The organism is Pseudomonas sp. HB05 (genome assembly GCF_016756915.1).
In the GTDB taxonomy this organism is placed as follows: domain Bacteria; phylum Pseudomonadota; class Gammaproteobacteria; order Pseudomonadales; family Pseudomonadaceae; genus Aquipseudomonas; species Aquipseudomonas alvandae.
This window is the reverse complement of record NZ_JAESPG010000004.1, coordinates 105,126-124,021: the sequence shown is the minus strand read 5'-3', so window position 1 is coordinate 124,021 and position 18,896 is coordinate 105,126. Positions and strand designations below refer to the sequence as shown.

Below are 18,896 nucleotides of genomic sequence, written 5' to 3'. Positions count from 1 at the left end.
CGCACCGCCCCGCTCCAGTGCGAAGCGCTCGCCATCAATCTGTGGCGCAGCACAGAATTTGGGGTCGCTGCGCAACCCAGCGGGGATAAATCCCCTCGCCACAGGAAGGTTGTGCACAGTGAAACCGTGGAGGGAGCAGAATATGCATAACCCCTGCGCCGTCATCCCGGTCTACAACCACGAAACCGCCATCGCGACGGTGGTCCAGACGCTGCTCGGCAACGGCTTGCCCTGCGTGCTGGTGGACGACGCCAGCAGCCCGGCCTGCGCGGCGGTGCTCGAACAATTGGCTGAAAACGAACGGGTTCACCTGGTCCGGCTGGCAGTCAACCAGGGCAAGGGCGGCGCGGTGATGACCGGGCTGCGGGAAGCTTCGCGCCTGGGTTTCAGCCATGCCTTGCAGGTCGACGCCGACGGGCAGCACGACCTTGGCGATGTGCGCACCTTCATCGAACAATCCCGAGCCCACCCGGACGCGCTGATCTGCGGCTACCCGCTGTACGACGCCAGCGTACCGAAAGGTCGCCTGTACGCGCGCTACCTGACCCACGTCATGGTCTGGATCAACAGCCTGTCCCTGCAAATCCGCGACTCAATGTGCGGTTTCCGCGTCTATCCCCTGGCGCCGACGCTGGCACTGATCGACTCGGCAAACATCGGCAAGCGCATGGATTTCGATTCCGACATCCTCGTGCGCCTGGCCTGGCGCAACCAGCCGATGCGCTGGCTGCAGACTCGTGTGCATTACCCGTTGGACGGCGTTTCGCACTTTCGCCTGTTCCACGACAACGTGCTGATCTCCCGCATGCACACCCGGTTGTTCTTCGGCATGCTGGTGCGCTTGCCAATGATTCTCTGGCAACGGTGGCGCCGATGAGCACAGACAAACAGCACTGGGCGGACCGCCAGGAACGCGGCAGTTTCTGGCTGATGAAACTCACGGCGGTTGCCGCCAAGGTGTTGGGCCGTCGGCTGCTGACCCCGGTCTTGTACGGCATCGTCTTGTACTTCTTCGTGTTCGGTCGCAGCGCCCGGCACGCAGCCTGGCAATACCAGCAGCGCCTCGCCGACTGGAGCGGCCGCCCCGAACTGCGTCCGTCCCACCGGCGCGTCTTCGGCCAGTTCATGGCTTTTGCCGATTCCCTGCTGGACAAGCTTGACGTCTGGAATGGCAAGCTGAGCATCGAGCAGATCGAAATCGTCGACACGGCCTTGCTGCGCAATCACCTGCGCGACGCACGCGGGCAGATGCTGGTGGGCGCGCACCTGGGCAACCTGGAAATGTGCCGGGCCCTGGCCGAGCTGGGCGAAAAGGTCACCATGAACGTGCTGGTGCACACCAAGCACGCCGAGCAGTTCAACCGTCTGTTGGGCGAGGCCGGCGCTACGCACTTGCGGCTGATCCAGGTCAGCGAGCTGGACCCGGTGATCATGCTGCAACTGAGCGAACGCCTGGAGCGCGGCGAGTGGCTGGCGATCGCGGGCGACCGCGTCCCGCTGCATGGCGGGCGCAGCGTGACCGTGGACTTCATGGGCTACCCGGCCGCCTTCCCGCAAGGCCCCTGGCTGCTGGCCGGGCTGCTGAAATGCCCGGTCAACCTGCTGATGTGTCTCAAGCACGAGGGACGTTATCGCGTCACCCTCGAACCCTTCGCCGATGCGGTGGCATGGAAGCGCAACGACCGCGAACAAGTGATCGCCCACTGGGCCGCTCGCTATGCCGAGCGCCTGGCGCAGTACTGCCTCCAAGGCCCGCAACAGTGGTTCAACTTTTACCCTTTCTGGAAGACCGATGACGATGCCCACTCTTGAGCCGGTAACCTTCGGCGAACGCCCCCTGCGCATTGAAGATGTATTGGCCCTGGCCAACCGTCAGGCACCGACGCAGTTGCAGGATGACCCGGCGTTCCGCCAGCGCATCGCCAAGGGTGCGCAATTCCTCGATTCCCTGCTGGACAAGGAAGGCGTCATCTACGGCGTGACCACCGGCTACGGTGATTCCTGCGTGGTGGCCGTGCCGTTGCACCACGTCGAAGCCCTGCCTCGTCACCTGTACACCTTCCACGGCTGCGGCCTCGGCAAACTGCTCGACGCCCAGGCGACCCGGGCCGTGCTGGCGGCGCGTTTGCAGTCGCTGTGCCACGGCGTATCGGGGGTGCGAGTGGAGCTGCTGGAGCGGCTCCAGGCCTTTCTCGAACACGACATCCTGCCGCTGATTCCGGAAGAAGGCTCGGTGGGCGCCAGCGGCGATTTGACGCCGCTGTCCTACGTCGCCGCCACGTTGTCCGGTGAACGGGAAGTCATGTTCCGTGGCGAACGCCGCCTGGCCGCCGATGTGCATCGCGAACTGGGCTGGACACCGCTGGTGCTGCGGCCCAAGGAAGCCTTGGCGTTGATGAACGGCACCGCCGTGATGACCGGCCTCGCCTGCCTGGCCTTCGCCCGCGCCGACTACCTGCTGCAACTGGCGACCCGCATCACCGCGCTGAACGTCGTCGCCCTGCAAGGCAATCCGGAACACTTCGACGAGCGCCTGTTCGCCGCCAAGCCACACCCGGGGCAAATGCAAGTCGCCGCGTGGCTGCGCAAGGACCTGGCGATCGACGCGCCGACCGCGCCGTTGCACCGCCTGCAGGATCGCTATTCGCTGCGCTGCGCGCCCCATGTGCTCGGGGTCTTGGCTGACAGCCTGGGCTGGCTGCGCGGGTTCATCGAAACCGAACTCAACAGCGCCAACGACAACCCGATCATCGACGCCGAAGCCGAGCGCGTGCTTCATGGCGGACACTTCTACGGCGGGCATATCGCCTTCGCCATGGACAGCCTGAAAAACCTGGTGGCCAACGTCGCCGACCTGCTGGACCGTCAGCTCGCCCTGCTGGTGGACGAGCGTTACAACCACGGCCTGCCGAGCAACTTGTCCGGCGCCAGTGCCGAGCGGGCGATGCTCAATCATGGTTTCAAGGCCGTGCAGATCGGCACCAGCGCCTGGACCGCCGAAGCCCTGAAAAACACCATGCCGGCCAGCGTGTTCTCGCGCTCCACCGAGTGCCATAACCAGGACAAGGTGAGCATGGGCACCATCGCCGCCCGGGACGCCATCCGTGTGCTGGAACTGACCGAGCAAGTCGCCGCCGCCACCTTGCTGGCCGCCAACCAGGGCGTGTGGCTGCGCAGCCGCGCCGAAGACGCGCGACCGCTGCCGCCGGCCCTCGCCGCCATGCACCAACAACTGGCCGAGGACTTCCCGCCGGTCATCGAAGACCGCGCCCTGGAAGGCGAACTGCGCCTGTGCCTGCAACGCATCGCCGAACAACACTGGAGGCTGCATGCGTAGCCAAGGCGTTCTGCACGTCGACACCCAGATCGTGGTGCCGTTTTTCGATGTCGATTCGATGAACGTGGTCTGGCATGGCCACTACGTCAAATACCTCGAAGTGGCGCGCTGCGCCTTGCTTGACCTGATCGGCCATAACTACAACGACATGCTCGAATCGGGGCATGCGTGGCCGGTGATCGACTTGCAGTTGCGCTACGTACGCGGTGCCGTGTTCGGCCAGGCCCTGACCGTGCGTGCCAGTCTGGTGGAGTGGGAAAACCGGCTGAAGATCAATTACCTGATCAGTGACGCCGCAACCGGCGAACGCTTCACCCGTGCAAGCTCCGTGCAAGTGGCGGTGGACATGGCCACTCGCGAGATGCTGCTGGCTTCGCCACGGGTGTTTGTCGAAGCGGTCGAGAGGAAACTGTCATGAAGCGCCTGTTCACCTGGCTGCTGCTATGCAGCCTGTCGCCGCTGGCCCAGGCGTTCGATCTACAGCAGTTGAGCGACCAACTGGCCCGCCCGGACGTGATCCACGGCCAGTTCATCCAGGAAAAACACCTGCGCGCCTTGCCCCAGCCCCTCACCAGCAAGGGCCGCTTCGTGTTGGCGAAAAACCACGGCCTGCTGTGGTTGCTGCAGACGCCGTTGCAACAGGATTACCGCATCACCGCCCAAGGCATCGCGCGACGGGACGGCAATGCCTGGCAGATGCTGCCGAACAAGAGTGCCGGCGCCGAGCAGAACCGGTTGTTCCTGGCGGTACTGCAGGGTGACAGCAGCGGCCTGCAGCGCGACTTCGAACTGAGCCTGTCGGGCGAGGCGCAACAGTGGAAACTCACCCTGACCCCGCGTTCGGTGCTGCTCAAGCAGGTCTTCAACCAGATCAACATTGACGGTGGCGAGCTGGTCCAGCGCATCGAACTGCTGGAAACCCAGGGCGACAGCACCGTGCTGCGCATGCAGGACACCACCAGCACGCAACCCTTGAGCGAAGCGGAGCAACATGACTTTGCCGAGTGAACAGAGGCTGCCGCGGCTGTTCCTGATCCTGCTGCTGGCGGTGCTGGCGCTTGCCGGATGGCAATGGCGCAACGGTGCACCGCTGTCGGCGAACCTGATGGAACTGGTGCCGGGCACATCGCCGGATGCGCTGGAACTCATCGCTGAACAACGCATGCAAGAACCGCTGAACCGCGAAGTGCTGGTCCTGGTCGGCCACGCCGATCGCCAGCAAGCCATCGCCCTGGCGCAAACCCTCGGCGAGCAATGGCAGGCCAGCGGCCTGTTCGACAAGGTCCAATGGACGCTCCAGGCCGACCTGCCGGCGCTGCGCAAGCAATTGCTCGATGGCCGACTGGCCATGCTGTCGGCAACGGACCGGCAACAGTTGATCGAACAACCACAGGCCTTTATCCAGCAACGGGTACAGGCCCTGTTCGACCCGTTCAGCGGCTTCAGCCTGGTGCCAAGCCAGGACGACTGGCTCGGCCTGACCGGGCGTATCCAGAACAGCCAGCCCCAACGCGGCGCCATACAACTGGACGTCGGTAGCAGTGCGCTGGTCGCCGAAGCCGACGGCAAGCACTGGGTCATGCTGCGGGCGCGTACCCAGGGCAATGCGTTCGACATGAACCTGCCGTTGCAAGTGGCCGAACGGGTACAACGCAGCCGCGAACACGCGAGCCAGGCCCAGGGCCAACTCTTGGCGGCCAGCGGCTTGCTCTACGCTGCCAGCGGACAGCAACAGGCGTCGCGGGAAATCACCTGGGTCGGCGGCGGCGCAACAGTCGGTATCCTGTTGCTGCTGTTGCTGGCCTTCCGACGCTTTGCCGTGTGGCTGGCGTTCGTGCCGGTGCTGGTGGGCATGTTGTTCGGCGCGGTGGCCTGCGTGGCGCTGTTCGGACGCATGCATGTCATGACCCTGGTGCTGGGTTCGAGCCTGATCGGCGTAGCAGTGGATTACCCGCTGCACTACCTGTCCAAGAGCTGGAGCCTCAAGCCGTGGCGTAGCTGGCCGGCCCTGCGCGTGACCTTGCCGGGGCTGAGCCTGAGCCTCGCGACCACTTGCATCGGTTACCTGGCGTTGGCCTGGACGCCGTTCCCGGCCCTGACCCAGATCGCGATTTTCTCCGCCGCCGGGCTGGTGGGCGCCTACCTGACGGCGGTCTGCCTGTTGCCGGCGCTGCTGGGTAAGACAGACCTGCGCCCCGCCCAGTGGCCGCTGCAGTTCTGCGAAAATCTGCTCAAGTGCCGCGAAGCGCTACTGGCCCGCGTGCGCACACCCGTCCTGCTGACGCTGTTGTTGATCTTCTGCGCGGGCGGTCTCTGGCAACTGACCACGAAAAACGACATCCGCCAGTGGATCGGCACGCCCCAGCACCTGACCGACGAAGCCCGCGATGTCGCCCGCATCACCGGATTCCAGCCCACCAGCCAGTTCTTCCTGATTCGCGCCGATGACCAAGCGCAACTCTTGGAGCGCCAGACCGCCCTCAATGAGCGGCTCGACCAACTGATCGGCCTGGAAAAACTCCAGGGCTACCTGTCCCTCAATCAATTGGTCAGCCCGCCCGCCGAACAATTAAAGGTCCGCGAGGCCCTGGGCCGGCTGCCGGCGTTCTGGCAACCGCTGCTGGACGTCGGCGTGCCGGTTGCCGCATTGCAAGCGGAGCTTAAGCAATTGCAGGCCCTGCCAGTGACCGACATCGACGCTGCGCTGACCGGCCCGCTGGCAGAACCCTATCGCACGCTCTGGCTAGGCCCGACGGCGCAAGGCGTGGCGGCGGTGGTCAGCCTGCAGGGCTTGAACGATGCCGCATTGCTGCGGGTGCAGGCGGTGGACCTGCCCGGGGTCCAATTGGTGGATCGCCTGGGTGACCTGAACCGGGTGTTTGCCGCCACGCAGGTCAGCGCCGCCGAACTGAAGCTGGCCTCCTGCGTGTTGATCGTCCTGGTGCTGATCTGGCCATTCGGCGTCGGCGGCGCCTTGCGCATCGTCGCCCTGCCGCTGCTGGCCGCGCTGTGCAGCCTGGCGAGCCTGGGCTGGCTGGGCCAGCCGCTGACGCTGTTCAGCCTGTTCGGCCTGTTGCTGGTGACGGCCATCGGTGTCGATTACGCCATCCTGATGCGTGAACAGATTGGCGGAGCCGCTGTGAGTCTGCTGGGCACGCTGCTGGCGGCGATCACCACCTGGCTGTCGTTCGGCCTGCTGGCGCTGTCGAGCACGCCGGCGGTAAGTAATTTCGGCCTGGCGGTCAGCCTCGGTTTGGCGTTCAGCTTCCTGCTCGCGCCATGGGCCGGGCAACAGGCCCATGCGAACCGCGCTGCGGAGCCGGTGCAATGATGACGCTGCTGTTCTGGCTCATGGCCCTGGCGCTGTTTGCCTTGGCGACGGTGGCCGGGCGCCGCTTCGGGCTGATCCCGATTGTCAGCCAGTTGCTGCTGGCAACGTTCGGCCTGCCCTTGCTGATGTATTTCTGGATCGAACCGGGCTGGCACCTCAACGGCGCGCAACTGGTCTCGCCCGTATGGTTGAAGAATCTCTACAGCCTCGCCTTCGCCTTATTGTTGGGGCACATCCTCAGCGATGTGATCGACCTGCGCCTGGACCGCCAAAGCCTCAAGATCGCCTTGCCAAGCTTTGGCGTACCGTTCGCCTGCGGCTTGGCCACCGCGACCTGGCTGCTGCCACCCCAGCCATGGATCAGCTCGCTGGCGGTGGGGCTGTTGTTTTCGATCACGGCGATACCGGTGCTGTACCTGTATTTGCGCCACATCGCCTACCCACCCGACGCCACTCGCCGATTGGTACAGACTGCGATCCTGATCGACCTGATCTGCTGGAGCCTGTTCGCCCTGGCCCAGGGCAGCCTGCACCTGGGCAGCCTGTTGCTGCCGCTGGCCGGCGCTTGCGTGCCATTGCTGCTGCGACTGGTGGGCCTGCGCCAACCGTTGCTGCACAGCGGCCTGTTCTTTGCCCTGCTGGTGGTGGCCGAGCATTACCGGCTCAATGCGCTCATCGCCGGCATCGGCTACCTGCTGTGTATGGCCGCGCTCAAGGTGCCGCTGGTATTGCCCCTCGGCGCCGAATGGATGCAAAGGTTGCAAACCTACCTGGCCATCCCCTTGATCCTGACGTTCGGTATCGTGCAGATCAACGTGCACAGCGCCATGGACAGCCTCGGCTGGGTCCAGCTCGTGGCGTTGCTGCTGTTGCCGATTGCCAGCAAACTGTTGGGCAACTGGCTGGGGCTGGGTTGGGCCGGCGCCTCGTTCGCCGGCGCCAGTCGCTGGCGAGAAAGTGTCTTGCTGAATATTCGCGGTTTGAGTGAAATCGTCTTCCTCAACCTGCTGCTGCAACAAAACCTCATCAGCCCGGCACTGTATTTCGCCCTGATGCTGATGGGGTTGATCGCCACATTATTGCCGGCCGTGGCCGGTTTTCACCGTATACCCTCGATTGCCGTCTCGGCCAGGAGCCCCCGTGTCAACAGTTGAAATGGAACGTCGACAGGTTGTCGTCATCGGAGCGGGGCCGTCCGGCGCCATCGCCGCCGCGCTGCTCAAGCGCAAGGGCCACGATGTGCTGGTCATCGAGCGCCAGTATTTCCCGCGGTTCTCCATCGGCGAAAGCCTGTTGTCCCATTGCCTGGACTTCGTCGAAGAAGCCGGCATGCTCGACGCGGTCAACGCCGCCGGGTTCCAGCGCAAGAACGGCGCCGCGTTCGCCTGGGGCGAGCGCTACAGCGCCTTCGATTTCGGTGACACCTTCAGCGAAGGCAAGCCCACCACGTTCCAGGTCCAGCGCGCCGACTTCGACAAATTGCTCGCCGACCAGGCGGCCCTGCAAGGCGTGGAGATCCGCTACGGCCAGGCCATCGCCAAGGTTGATTTCTCCCTCGCCAAGCCGCAATTGGGCGTGCAACGCGAAGACGGCAGCGAGTACCGGGTCGAGGCGGATTTCGTCCTCGACGCCAGCGGCTACGGCCGGGTCTTGCCGCGCCTGCTGGACCTTGAGGCGCCGTCGAATTTCCCGGTGCGCCAAGCGGTGTTCACCCACATCGAGGATCGCATCGACAGCCCGACCTTCGATCGCGAGAAGATCCTCATCACCACCCATCCGACGAAGCGCGACGTATGGTTCTGGACCATCCCCTTCAGCGGCGGGCGTTGCTCGGTGGGCGTGGTCGCGGCCGCGGAACACTTCGAGGGCCGCACCGATGACCTCGACGCCTGCCTGCGCGGCTTCATCGACGAAACCCCGAGCCTGGCCGGTGTGCTGGACAATGCCGTGTGGGACACCCCGGCGCGGACCATCGGTGGCTACTCGGCCAACGTCAAGTCCTTGCACGGCCCCGGCTTCGCCCTGCTGGGCAACGCCGCGGAATTCCTCGACCCGGTGTTCTCATCCGGCGTGACCATCGCCATGCGTTCGGCGAGCATGGCCGCCGACGTGCTGCATCGGCAGTTGCAAGGCGAGCCGGTGGATTGGCAGAGCGAATTCGCCGAGCCATTGAAACGCGGCGTCGACACCTTCCGCTGTTACGTCGAAGGCTGGTACGCCGGCACCTTCCAGGACGTGATCTTCTACACCGAAGGCTCCGACGACATCCGCCGCATGATCAGTTCGATCCTCGCCGGCTACGCCTGGGATCAACGCAACCCATTCGTCAGCGAACCCAAGCGGCGCCTGCGCATGCTCTCGGAAATCTGCGCGAGTCCGGCGCCGAGTCAGCAAACATGAGCTACCTGAGCGACAGCTACGTCGAGGAAACCCGCTTCGGTTTCTGGTTCCTGCGCAGCCACACCTGGCAACACCATGTGCTGCGCGTGGCGATCAACGACCTGCGCGGCCTGTTCAGCGCTGCGCCGCCATCCAATCCAGTGTTGCTGGACGCCGGTTGCGGCCAGGGCAAGTCATTCCAGTACCTGCGCCAGGCATTCGCGCCGCAACGCCTGATTGGCGTGGACGCCGATCCCCAGAGCCTGGACCTGAGCGCCGAGGAAGCGGCTCGCCAAGGCATGGCGGTCGAGCTGATCGGCAGTGACTGCGCGACCTTGGCGGTGCCCGATGCGAGCGTTGACTTGCTGTTCTGCCACCAGACCTTTCATCATTTGGTGGAACAGGAAAAAGCCCTCGCCGAGTTCTATCGCGTGCTCAAGCCCGGCGGTTATTTGATGTTCGCCGAATCCACCGAGGCCTACATCGACACCTGGGTAATCCGCTGGCTGTTCCGTCATCCGATGCACGTGCAGAAAAGCGCCGCGCAGTACCTGGCGATGATCCGCGACCAAGGGTTCCAATTCGAAGACCGCAACGTCTCCTACCCGTACCTGTGGTGGAGCCGCGCCAAGGACTTCGGCCTGCTGGAACGCTGGGGCCTGCGTCGGCCCAAGCCGTTTGGCGAGCGCGAGGAAACCCTGGTCAACGTGGTGGCGCGCAAGCCGCTCGAGGGGGCCACGGGATGATCCGCTGCCTGTTGATCGGCTGCCTGCTGTTGCTCAGCGCCTGCGCCAGTCATGCGCCGCTGCCCGAACGCACGCCGACCCTGGCGCTGCCGCTGCAATTGCACATCGAGCGGCAACTGGCCGGCCAGCGCCAGGATTGGCTGTTGGTGATCCAGCGTGAAAACACCGGCATCCGCTGGTCGATGATGGACCCGCTGGGCATTCCCGTCGCCCGCCAGCGCCTGGCCGATGGCCAGTGGCGGGCCGACGGCCTGCTGCCGCCCAATGCCGAGGCCCGGGAACTGTTCGCGGCGCTGTTGTTCGCCCTGACCCCGGAAACGGAGCTGGCCAGCAACTACCCCATCGCCCGGCAACACGGCGTCGAACGAGCGCTCGAGAGCCGCTGGCAGGTGCGTTACCAGCAACCGCTGGAGTTTGAACTGCGCCTGCCCGAAGGCCCGTATTACCGCATCACGCCGTTGACCGAGAGTGCCCAATGACTGCTTATCTGAATGCCCTCGGGGTGATCTGCGCCCTGGGCCGGGACAAACAGAACGTCGCGCGCAACCTGTTCGCCGGCGACTGCTCGGGCGTGCGCAGCGAGGCTGGCTGGGTCGCCGAACGGGCATTGCCGGTGGCTTCGGTAGCGGGTGAGCTCGCCCAGATCCCGGAAACCCTGGCGGCCCAACGCAGCCGCAACAATCAGCTGTTGCTGGAAGCTGGATTGCAGATTCGTCCCGAGATCGACCGGGCCATCCAGGCTTACGGCCGCGCGCGCATCGGCATCGTCCTGGGCACCAGCACCTCGGGCATCGACGAGGCCAGCCAGGGCATCGCCCATTACCTGCGCGAGCAGCGGTTCCCCGAAGGCTACGATTACCAGCAACAGGAACTCAGCGCGCCGGCCAATTTCCTCTCCGACTGGCTTGGCCTGAGCGGCCCCTCCTACGTGATCTCGACCGCTTGCACCTCCAGCGCGCGGGCCTTGATGAGCGCCCGTCGCCTGCTGGATCTGGGGTTGTGCGACGCCGTGCTGTGCGGTGGCGTCGACAGCCTGTGCAAACTGACCCTTAACGGTTTCTCTGCGCTGGAAGCGGTGTCGAACGAGCGCTGCAATCCGTTTTCGGTGAACCGCAGCGGCATCAACATCGGCGAGGCGGCGGTGCTGTTTCTCATGAGCAAGACGCCAGGCGACGGTCACTCGATCGCGCTGCTCGGTGACGGCGCCAGCTCCGACGCGCACCATATTTCCGCGCCGGAACCCAGCGGTCGCGGCGCCCGCCAGGCGATGGAAAAAGCCTTGCGCTGCGCCGGCCTGGACGCCAGCCAGATCGACTACCTGAACCTGCACGGCACAGCCACGCAGCATAACGACGCCATGGAAAGCCATGCGGTGGCCGGACTGTTTCCAGCGGGCGTGCCCTGCTCGTCCACCAAGCCGATGACCGGCCACACCCTCGGCGCGGCAGGCGCACTGGAGGCTGCGTTCTGCTGGTTGGCCCTGAGCGCGGACAATCCCAGCCATGCCTTGCCACCCCATGTCTGGGACGGCCAGCCCGATCCCGAACTGCCGGCACTGAACTGGATCGATAGCCGCGCCCGCCTGAACCCGACCCACCCCCGTCGCCTGATGAGCAACTCGTTTGCCTTCGGCGGCAACAACGTCAGCCTGATTATCGGAGACGCCCAATGATTGACTGGCCGCTCGCCGAACTGCTGCCCCACGCAGGGGACATGATCCTTATCGACCGGATCGTGACCTTCGATGACGAGCAGATCCATACCGTCGCCACGGTCAAGCCAGGCGGTTTGTTCAACCTGGACGACGGCGCGCTGCCGGCCTGGGTCGGCATCGAGCTGATGGCCCAGAGCGTCGCGGCGTTCGCCGGTTGCCACGCCCGCCAGCGCGGCGATGCCGTGGAGCTGGGCTTCCTGCTCGGGACCCGCAAGTTCGAATGCAACGTCGAACATTTCCCGGTGGGCACCGAACTGGCCATCCACGGCGTTCGCTCCCTGGAAGACGACAACGGCATGGGTGTGTTCGAATGCCACATCCACGCGCCGGGCATCCACGCCACCGCGCGGCTGAACGTATTCCGTCCACCCCATGCCGCCCAGTACCTCAATGAAACCTCTGCAACAGGAACCCAGCCATGACTGAATCCGTACTGGTTACCGGCTCCAGCCGTGGCATCGGCCGCGCCATCGCCTTGCGCCTGGCCCAGGCCGGGCACGATATCGTCTTGCATTGCCGCAGCGGGCGCGCCGAGGCCGAAGCGGTCCAGGCAGAAGTCCTGGCCTTGGGCCGCAACGCCCGTGTCCTGCAATTCGACGTCTCCGACCGCGCCGCCTGCAAAGCCGCTCTCGAGGCGGATGTGGAAACCCACGGCGCCTATTACGGCGTGGTGCTCAACGCCGGCCTGACCCGCGACGGCGCCTTCCCGGCCCTGAGCGAAGACGACTGGGACAGTGTGCTGCGCACCAACCTCGACGGTTTCTATAACGTGCTGCACCCGGTGATGATGCCGATGATCCGCCGCCGCGCCGCAGGACGAATCGTCTGTATCACGTCAGTGTCCGGCCTGATCGGCAACCGTGGCCAAGTCAACTACAGCGCCTCGAAAGCCGGCCTGATCGGCGCGGCCAAGGCATTGGCCATCGAACTGGGCAAGCGCAAGATTACCGTGAACTGCGTCGCGCCGGGCTTGATCGACACCGCCATGCTCGATGAAAACGTACCCGTGGAAGAATTGATGAAGATGATCCCCGCCCAGCGCATGGGCACTCCGGAAGAAGTCGCCGGCGCGGTGAATTTCCTGATGTCCGCCGAAGCCGGTTACATCACTCGGCAGGTCCTGGCCGTCAACGGAGGCTTGTGCTGATGAAGCGCGTCGTCGTCACCGGCATGGCCGGCATCACCTCCATTGGCAGTGACTGGGAAACCATCGCCGCCAACTTCGCCGCCAACCGTAGCGGCATCCGGCGCATGGATGAGTGGGACCGCTTCACCGAACTGAACACACGCCTGGCCGGCCCCATCGACGATTTCCAGGTCCCGGCCCACTGGACGCGCAAGCAACTGCGCAGTATGGGCCGGGTCTCGCGCCTGGCCGTGGCCTCGGCGGAACAGGCCCTGGCCGACGCCGGCCTGCTGGGCGATCCGTCGATCAAGGACGGACGCATGGGCGTATCCTGCGGCTCGTCCACCGGCAGCACCGACGAGATCAAGGCCTTCGGCAACATGCTGCTCAACAGCGTGGCCGAAGGGCTGAACGCCAATTCCTATGTGCGGATGATGCCGCACACCACGGCGGCCAACATCAGCATCTTCTTCGGCCTGACTGGACGGCTGATCCCTACGTCCAGCGCCTGCACCAGCGGCAGCCATGGCATCGGCTATGCCTACGAGGCCATCAAGTTCGGCCGCCTGCCGCTGATGCTCGCTGGCGGCGCCGAAGAACTGTGCCCGACCGAAGCAATGGTCTTCGACGCGCTCTACGCCACCAGCCTGAAAAACGATGCGCCGCAGACCAGTCCACGCCCTTACGACAAGGGACGCGATGGATTGGTGATCGGTGAAGGCGCCGGCATGCTGGTGCTCGAAGAACTGGAACACGCCCTGGCCCGTGGCGCGCACATCCATGCCGAGATCGTTGGTTTTGGCAGCAACGCCGACGGCCAGCACGCCACCCGCCCCGAATTGAGCACCATGCGCCGGGCCATGGAACTGGCCCTTGAGGATGCCGGCCTCGAGCCATCCGCCATCGGCTACGTCAACGGTCACGGTACGGCCACCGAACAGGGCGACGTCGCCGAGACCCTGGCCACCAGCAGCCTGTTCGGCGAGCACATGCCCATCAGCTCGCAGAAAAGCTTCCTTGGCCACACCCTCGGTGCCTGCGGTGCGCTGGAGTCCTGGTTCAGCATCGAAATGCTGAACCGCGACCTCTATGTGCATACTTGCAACCTCGATGAGGTCGACCCTGAGTGCGGCAAACTCGACTATTTGCGCAACGAGTTCCGCGCGATGAGCAATGAATACGTGATGAACAACAACTTTGCCTTCGGTGGGGTCAACACTTCGCTGATCTTCCGCCGCTGGCATTGATTCCCGTAAATCCCCTGGTCAAGGAGACCATGATGCCGTTGAAGAAAATCGCTGTGACCGCCGCCCTGTTGCTCGGCACCCTGCCAAGCCTCAGCCAGGCCCGTGATACCGCGCTGTTCCTGCCGTTCGATAAAGTCGTCGCCGAAGCCATCCGCACCGGCAAGATCGACGGCAGCGTGAAGTTCTACCTGGCCGGCAACAAACCGGCCGGCAACGTCACCGTGGTCAGCCCAGGCGCGGTGACCAACAAGAAAACCAACGCCTTCAACAAGTCCGACGAAGTGGCCTGCGAATGGGTGCTGCAATCGGCACTGATCAGCCTGCACCAAGCCGCCAAGAACGCCGGCGCCAACGCCGTCACCAACATCGTCAGCTTCTACAAGAGCAACGAACGCAAGGACCCGACTACCTATGAGTGCCACGCCGGGGCAATCATGGCCGGCGTCGCGTTGAAAGGCGATTTGGCGAAGGTGCAGTAGCTGGATTTTGGGGCTTACATAGATAAATCCACTGTGGGAGCGAGCTTGCTCGCGATTGCGTCAGTACATGCAGCATCACCGGCACTGACCCACCGCTATCGCGAGCAAGCTCGCTCCCACAGGTATCGCCCCGTGGCGAGGGAGCTTGCTCCCGCTGGGCTGCGCAGCGGCCCCAGCAACCTAGCTAACCACACCCCCTTCAAACTCCCTCTCCAACATCGCCAAAAACGCCTCCCTGGCAGGATGCCGACCCGCGTTTTCATGCCAATAAAACAGATTGTCTACCCCTGCCAATTCCGGAAATTCGTACCCCGTCCAACCCGCCCCCTGGCAATACTGCTCATAGATCCCCCTGGGAACCAGCGAAACACCCGCCCCAGCGCTGACACAGCCAACGATAGCGCCATAGCTGGCGATGCTGACGATCGGCTGCACCTGACCGTGACGCAGCAACCACTGCTCCAGTGCCAGGCGGTACGGACAACCGACAGGCCACATGAAAATCGCCTTGCCTTGCAAATCCGCCGCACTGCGCAGCGGGCCAAGGGAATCGGCTGCAATGAGCACCAGATCCTCACGGTACATCACCGCTCGCTTCAGCCCGGGCCGCTCCACGTCAACCGCGACAATCGCAGCGTCGAGCCGGTGCTGCCGGATATCGTCCAGCAACTGAGCCCAGGTCCCCGTGCTCAGTTCCAGCGACACCTGCGGGTACTGCGCGTGATATTTAGCCAACAACTGGGGCAGGCGCCCGGTGGCGCTGGACTCGATCGCACCAATGCGCAACGGTCCACTCGGAGCGTTGGAGGGTGCGATTGCGCGGCGAGCCTCTTCCGTCAGGCTGAGGATTCTCGTCGCATATTCCAGGAATATCTGTCCCGCCGGGCTGACTCGCAACCCACGTCCCTCGCGGAAAAACAACGACGTGCCCAGCTCTCGCTCCAGCGACTTGAGGCGGGCGGTGACATTGGACGGAACGCAGTGCAGCGTTTCAGCGGCACGCGCAATGCTGCCGGTGTCACAGACCGCTTTCACCATGCGCAGTTGGGACAGTTCCATAGCTCACCCAAAGTGAATGATTGACTGAGTTTAAGTCACTTGTGGTGATAAGCCGCGTTTTCGATACTCCGAGACATGCACTTGGATGAAGACGCCGCTGATGCTCAACAAAGGTTCGGAACGATCGGGCGTAAAGGTGACCCTGGCAGCAACGTTCGTCATTGTGTGCTGGGCCTATTCCCCGATTGGCATTCGCATCGGTCTCCAGGCCTACGAACCCGGCCACCTGGCCTTGATTAGATTTCTCATCGCCTCGACGTTCATGGCCGTATTGGCCTCGGTCAAGGGCATCGGCCTGCCTCGAGTGAAGGACCTGCCATTGCTCGCCCTGCTGGGTTTTTTCGCCGTCAGCCTGCATCACATCGCCCTCAACTACGGGCAGCGAGGTGTCAGCGCTGGCGCCGCCAGTGTCCTGGCCCAATCCACACCATTGTTCAGTGCGCTACTGGCGCATTTCGCCTTCAAGAACAGCGTCAATGCGTGGCAGTGGATGTGCGTGCTGTTGGGGTTGGCGGGCGCTGCCGTAGTGGTCATGGGGGATCGTGGTTTGGGTCAGATAAATGCCCATGGGCTGCTGATCCTCCTGGCAGCATTATCCTGGAGCTTTTATTTCGCCCTGCAAAAACGCTATTGCCATCGCTACGACGGCTTGACCATGGTCTGTTACACCGTCTGGTCAGGCACCGCCCTGTTATTCATATTCGCGCCAGGGCTGCTGAACGAGGCGAAACAAGCGCCCACTTCGGTGAATCTGGCCGTACTGATGCTGGGCATCTTTCCCAGCGCGCTGGCGTACCTTGCCTGGGCCTACGTCCTGGCACACAGCGACGTGAGCCGAGCCTCCATGGCGCTTTACCTGACCCCTCCGACCGCCATGCTGATGGCCTCGATGATCCTCGCCGAACGTCCGTCGGCAATGGTCATCGTCGGGGCGGCCACCGTGCTGACCAGCGTCCTTGCACTCAACCTTGACCCTACGAGGCGACAAGCAAAACTCGGAAAGCGGAGCACTTAATTTCCGAAGTTTCCCACACCAAAACCCTTGAACTTCGCGCTACGGTCACATCCCAACCACAAACCGGGAATGCCAAGGATGAACGAAGTGACCAAGAAAGCCGTGATCGTATTCAGCGGCGGCCAGGATTCCACCACCTGCCTGATCCACGCATTAACCCAGTACGACGAAATCCACTGCATCACGTTTGATTATGGGCAACGTCATCGCGCCGAGATTGAAGTGGCGAAGGACCTCGCCAGGCATTTTGGTGTAACGGCCCATAAGGTCCTGGACACCACGTTGTTGAACGAACTGGCGGTCAGCAGTCTGACTCGGGACAACATTCCGGTTCCGTCGGCGAACAGCAGCAAGGACGGCCCGCCTAATACATTCGTGCCGGGTCGCAATATCCTGTTTCTGACGTTGGCGTCGATCTATGCCTATCAGGTAGGGGCTGAAGCGGTGATCACAGGCGTGTGCGAGACGGATTTTTCAGGGTATCCGGATTGTCGGGACAGTTTTGTCAAAGCCATGAACGTCGCGATTGAAACCGGCATGGATTACAAATTGCGCATCGAGACTCCGTTGATGTGGCTGAATAAAGCAGAGACTTGGGCGCTCGCGGATTATTACAACCAGCTGGAATTGGTGATGAATCGTACGCTGACTTGTTATAACGGGGTTGTGGGCAGTGGGTGTGGGGGATGTGATGCTTGCAGTCTTCGTGCAGGGGGGCTGAAGGCTTTTACTGAAAATAGGGAAAGGATTAGCAACGCGTTAACAAATAAAATAAACCAAAAAAATCTCTAAAAGCCGCTGGCTGTCAAACTGACAGCCAGCCTTTTCAAGCAGGTTGAGTCCCGGGTCTTGGGAAGCTCAGGTAACGGACTGATCGCCATCAGGCTATATCACGAAAAAGGGCGCCTTTCAGCGCCCTCTCAAATAGCCCGGATCAGAGAAACCGGGTTATTGGGCTTGAATCAACTTGCTCTCCGCCACCCCGGCGCGGCCGGTTTTATCATCGACGACCTGCAGGTTGTTACGAGCCTTGATGAAACCCACTTTCACTTCCTGCCAGACAAAATAGTTCTTGCCGGCTTCTGTGCTGAGCTTGAGCTCCGAATCGTTTTCGGCAGAAGACACCAGCGTCTGCTGGCCGGCCGGTACCGTTAGCATCAAATACGACTTGGCAACGGTTTGTCCGACCGCTTTGCCGTTGAGCGTTACTGGCATTTTTACCCCGGCGCCCATGCTCTCGTTGCGGTAAAGGTAGATGTTCGCTTTGTCAGGGACGGTCTGGAAGGTTTTCGCCTGCGCATCCTGGGTGTCATCGGCCATTTTCACCGAAGCACAGCCGGTAGTCAGCGCGGCAACTGCCAACAAGGCAGTAAAGGTCAACTGCTTGAACATCCTGTTTCTCCATGGATTGGGTTGGTCGAACAATGGGATATCGGCCGAGGCGTTGGAAAACTAAAGCAATCTTCGTAGGCCGGCCACGGTGGATGCGTCATGGCGCCTGACAATAACAAGCCTCAAGACCAAGCAGGTAACTCCACCCCGTCAGTCAACAACGCCACAAACGCCTTCGCCATCGGCGACCGCTGGTCCTTGCGCTGTACCAGCCACACCGCCGACACCGCCGCCGGGTCAAGCAGCGGTCGGTACACCACCCCATCGATGCGCATGCGCTGATAAGACGCCGGCAGCACCGAGACGCCCAGCCCCGCTGCCACCAGGCCGATGATGGTCATGGCCTCTCCCGCTTCCTGGGCGAAGTGCGGGTTGAAGCCGGCGTCGCGGGCCAGGTTCAGGAGTTGCGCGTAGAGGCCGCTGCCGTAGCTTCGCGGAAAGAACACGAACGGCTCCTGGGCCAGCGCGGCAAGGAACAGGCCTTCTTCGTTGCCCTGGGCCAGCGGATGCTTGGCGCTGAGCACGGCCACCAGCGGTTCGCGGCTGAGTTCGATTTCGACCAGTGAATCGGGCAACGGCAACGGTCGCATGATGCCCACCTCGATCACTTCGTCCATCAACGCGTCGGCCACTTGGGTGCTGCTCATTTCCCGCAGGTTCAGGTGCACGGCGGGGAAGCGTTGGCGAAAGGTAAAAATCGCTTGGGGGATAGTGGAGTTGAAAGGCGCCGAGGAGGTAAAGCCGATCTTCAGCTCGCCCAGTTCCCCCAACTGAGCACGGCGGGCCACATCGGCGGCCTTGTCGACCTGGGCCAATACCCGCCGCGCCTCTTCCAGGAAAAGCCGCCCGGCCTCACTCAGTTCGACCCGACGATTGGTGCGATCGAACAGCCGTGCGCCAATCTCTTGCTCCAGCGCCTGTATCTGCTGGCTCAAAGGCGGCTGGGAGATGCCCAGGGCGAGTGCGGCGCGGCCGAAGTGCAGTTCTTCGGCGACGGCGATGAAGTAGCGCAGATGCCGCAGTTCCATGGAAACCCCAGTAGGTCGTTCAACGTCTTAAATAGGTCGAACA

The 18,896-nt window shown here is 63.2% G+C and carries 20 protein-coding genes; 17 read left to right on the top strand and 3 right to left on the bottom strand.

The features are described from left to right. Positions 1-142 precede the first annotated feature (142 nt). The 15 genes from JMN22_RS06225 to JMN22_RS06155 are packed head-to-tail and all read left to right on the top strand — an operon-like array spanning position 143 to position 14,359. Positions 143-877: a glycosyltransferase family 2 protein gene (locus JMN22_RS06225; protein ID WP_030140954.1), complete on the top strand. Its 735-nt coding sequence runs from the start codon at positions 143-145 to the stop codon at positions 875-877. Beyond that, positions 874-1,812, top strand: coding sequence for an LpxL/LpxP family acyltransferase (locus JMN22_RS06220; protein WP_198797421.1), 939 nt, complete (start codon positions 874-876; stop codon positions 1,810-1,812). The genes JMN22_RS06225 and JMN22_RS06220 overlap by 4 nt, the downstream gene beginning before the upstream one ends. Next, positions 1,793-3,337 (top strand): HAL/PAL/TAL family ammonia-lyase, encoded by a 1,545-nt coding sequence (locus JMN22_RS06215; RefSeq protein ID WP_030140956.1) that lies wholly within the window; start codon positions 1,793-1,795, stop codon positions 3,335-3,337. The genes JMN22_RS06220 and JMN22_RS06215 overlap by 20 nt, the downstream gene beginning before the upstream one ends. Continuing rightward, entirely contained in the window at positions 3,330-3,755 is a 426-nt protein-coding gene (locus tag JMN22_RS06210; protein ID WP_186706050.1) for an acyl-CoA thioesterase, read from the top strand. The genes JMN22_RS06215 and JMN22_RS06210 overlap by 8 nt, the downstream gene beginning before the upstream one ends. Beyond that, the gene (locus tag JMN22_RS06205) at positions 3,752-4,345 is read left to right on the top strand and encodes an outer membrane lipoprotein carrier protein LolA (RefSeq protein ID WP_198797420.1); all 594 of its coding nucleotides are present in this window, start codon (positions 3,752-3,754) and stop codon (positions 4,343-4,345) included. Before JMN22_RS06210 ends, JMN22_RS06205 begins: the two co-directional genes overlap by 4 nt. After that, a complete protein-coding gene (locus tag JMN22_RS06200; RefSeq protein WP_198797419.1) occupies positions 4,329-6,668 on the top strand; it encodes an MMPL family transporter in 2,340 nt (779 codons plus the stop codon). Before JMN22_RS06205 ends, JMN22_RS06200 begins: the two co-directional genes overlap by 17 nt. After that, positions 6,665-7,822, top strand: a complete 1,158-nt coding sequence (locus tag JMN22_RS06195; RefSeq protein WP_030140960.1) for a sodium:proton antiporter — start codon at positions 6,665-6,667, stop codon at positions 7,820-7,822. Before JMN22_RS06200 ends, JMN22_RS06195 begins: the two co-directional genes overlap by 4 nt. Then, positions 7,809-9,068 (top strand): tryptophan 7-halogenase, encoded by a 1,260-nt coding sequence (locus JMN22_RS06190; RefSeq protein ID WP_198797418.1) that lies wholly within the window; start codon positions 7,809-7,811, stop codon positions 9,066-9,068. The genes JMN22_RS06195 and JMN22_RS06190 overlap by 14 nt, the downstream gene beginning before the upstream one ends. Beyond that, complete coding sequence (locus tag JMN22_RS06185) at positions 9,065-9,793, top strand: class I SAM-dependent methyltransferase (protein WP_198797417.1); 729 nt, start codon at positions 9,065-9,067, stop codon at positions 9,791-9,793. The genes JMN22_RS06190 and JMN22_RS06185 overlap by 4 nt, the downstream gene beginning before the upstream one ends. Then, complete coding sequence (locus JMN22_RS06180; RefSeq protein ID WP_198797416.1) at positions 9,790-10,272, top strand: DUF3261 domain-containing protein; 483 nt, start codon at positions 9,790-9,792, stop codon at positions 10,270-10,272. Before JMN22_RS06185 ends, JMN22_RS06180 begins: the two co-directional genes overlap by 4 nt. Further along, entirely contained in the window at positions 10,269-11,465 is a 1,197-nt protein-coding gene (locus JMN22_RS06175; RefSeq protein ID WP_198797415.1) for a beta-ketoacyl-[acyl-carrier-protein] synthase family protein, read from the top strand. Before JMN22_RS06180 ends, JMN22_RS06175 begins: the two co-directional genes overlap by 4 nt. Beyond that, complete coding sequence (locus JMN22_RS06170) at positions 11,462-11,929, top strand: hotdog family protein (RefSeq protein WP_030140965.1); 468 nt, start codon at positions 11,462-11,464, stop codon at positions 11,927-11,929. The genes JMN22_RS06175 and JMN22_RS06170 overlap by 4 nt, the downstream gene beginning before the upstream one ends. Continuing rightward, a complete protein-coding gene (gene fabG, locus JMN22_RS06165; RefSeq protein ID WP_030140966.1) occupies positions 11,926-12,654 on the top strand; it encodes a 3-oxoacyl-ACP reductase FabG in 729 nt (242 codons plus the stop codon). Before JMN22_RS06170 ends, fabG begins: the two co-directional genes overlap by 4 nt. After that, positions 12,654-13,880, top strand: a complete 1,227-nt coding sequence (locus tag JMN22_RS06160) for a beta-ketoacyl-ACP synthase (protein WP_030140967.1) — start codon at positions 12,654-12,656, stop codon at positions 13,878-13,880. Before fabG ends, JMN22_RS06160 begins: the two co-directional genes overlap by 1 nt. Before the next feature lie 32 nt (positions 13,881-13,912). After that, positions 13,913-14,359 carry a hypothetical protein gene (locus JMN22_RS06155; RefSeq protein ID WP_030140968.1) on the top strand — a complete coding sequence of 149 codons (447 nt, stop codon included), beginning with the start codon at positions 13,913-13,915 and terminating at the stop codon, positions 14,357-14,359. 180 nt (positions 14,360-14,539) lie between these two features. Here JMN22_RS06155 and JMN22_RS06150 read toward each other — a convergent pair whose 3' ends face one another. After that, positions 14,540-15,418, bottom strand: a complete 879-nt coding sequence (locus JMN22_RS06150) for a LysR family transcriptional regulator (protein ID WP_198797414.1) — start codon at positions 15,416-15,418, stop codon at positions 14,540-14,542. A gap of 85 nt (positions 15,419-15,503) precedes the next feature. On the opposite strand from JMN22_RS06150, the gene JMN22_RS06145 reads away from it, so the two are divergent. Both JMN22_RS06145 and queC read left to right on the top strand, forming a co-directional pair. Continuing rightward, positions 15,504-16,433, top strand: a complete 930-nt coding sequence (locus tag JMN22_RS06145) for a DMT family transporter (protein ID WP_198797413.1) — start codon at positions 15,504-15,506, stop codon at positions 16,431-16,433. 78 nt (positions 16,434-16,511) lie between these two features. Further along, positions 16,512-17,225, top strand: a complete 714-nt coding sequence (gene queC, locus JMN22_RS06140) for a 7-cyano-7-deazaguanine synthase QueC (protein ID WP_198797412.1) — start codon at positions 16,512-16,514, stop codon at positions 17,223-17,225. Between the two features lie 156 nt (positions 17,226-17,381). On the opposite strand, the gene JMN22_RS06135 is transcribed toward queC, so the two are convergent. Beyond that, on the bottom strand, positions 17,382-17,825 hold the full coding sequence (locus JMN22_RS06135) for a DUF2846 domain-containing protein (RefSeq protein ID WP_198797411.1): 444 nt from the start codon (positions 17,823-17,825) through the stop codon (positions 17,382-17,384). 122 nt (positions 17,826-17,947) lie between these two features. Beyond that, entirely contained in the window at positions 17,948-18,853 is a 906-nt protein-coding gene (locus tag JMN22_RS06130) for a LysR family transcriptional regulator (RefSeq protein WP_198797410.1), read from the bottom strand. Positions 18,854-18,896: the final 43 nt, after the last annotated feature.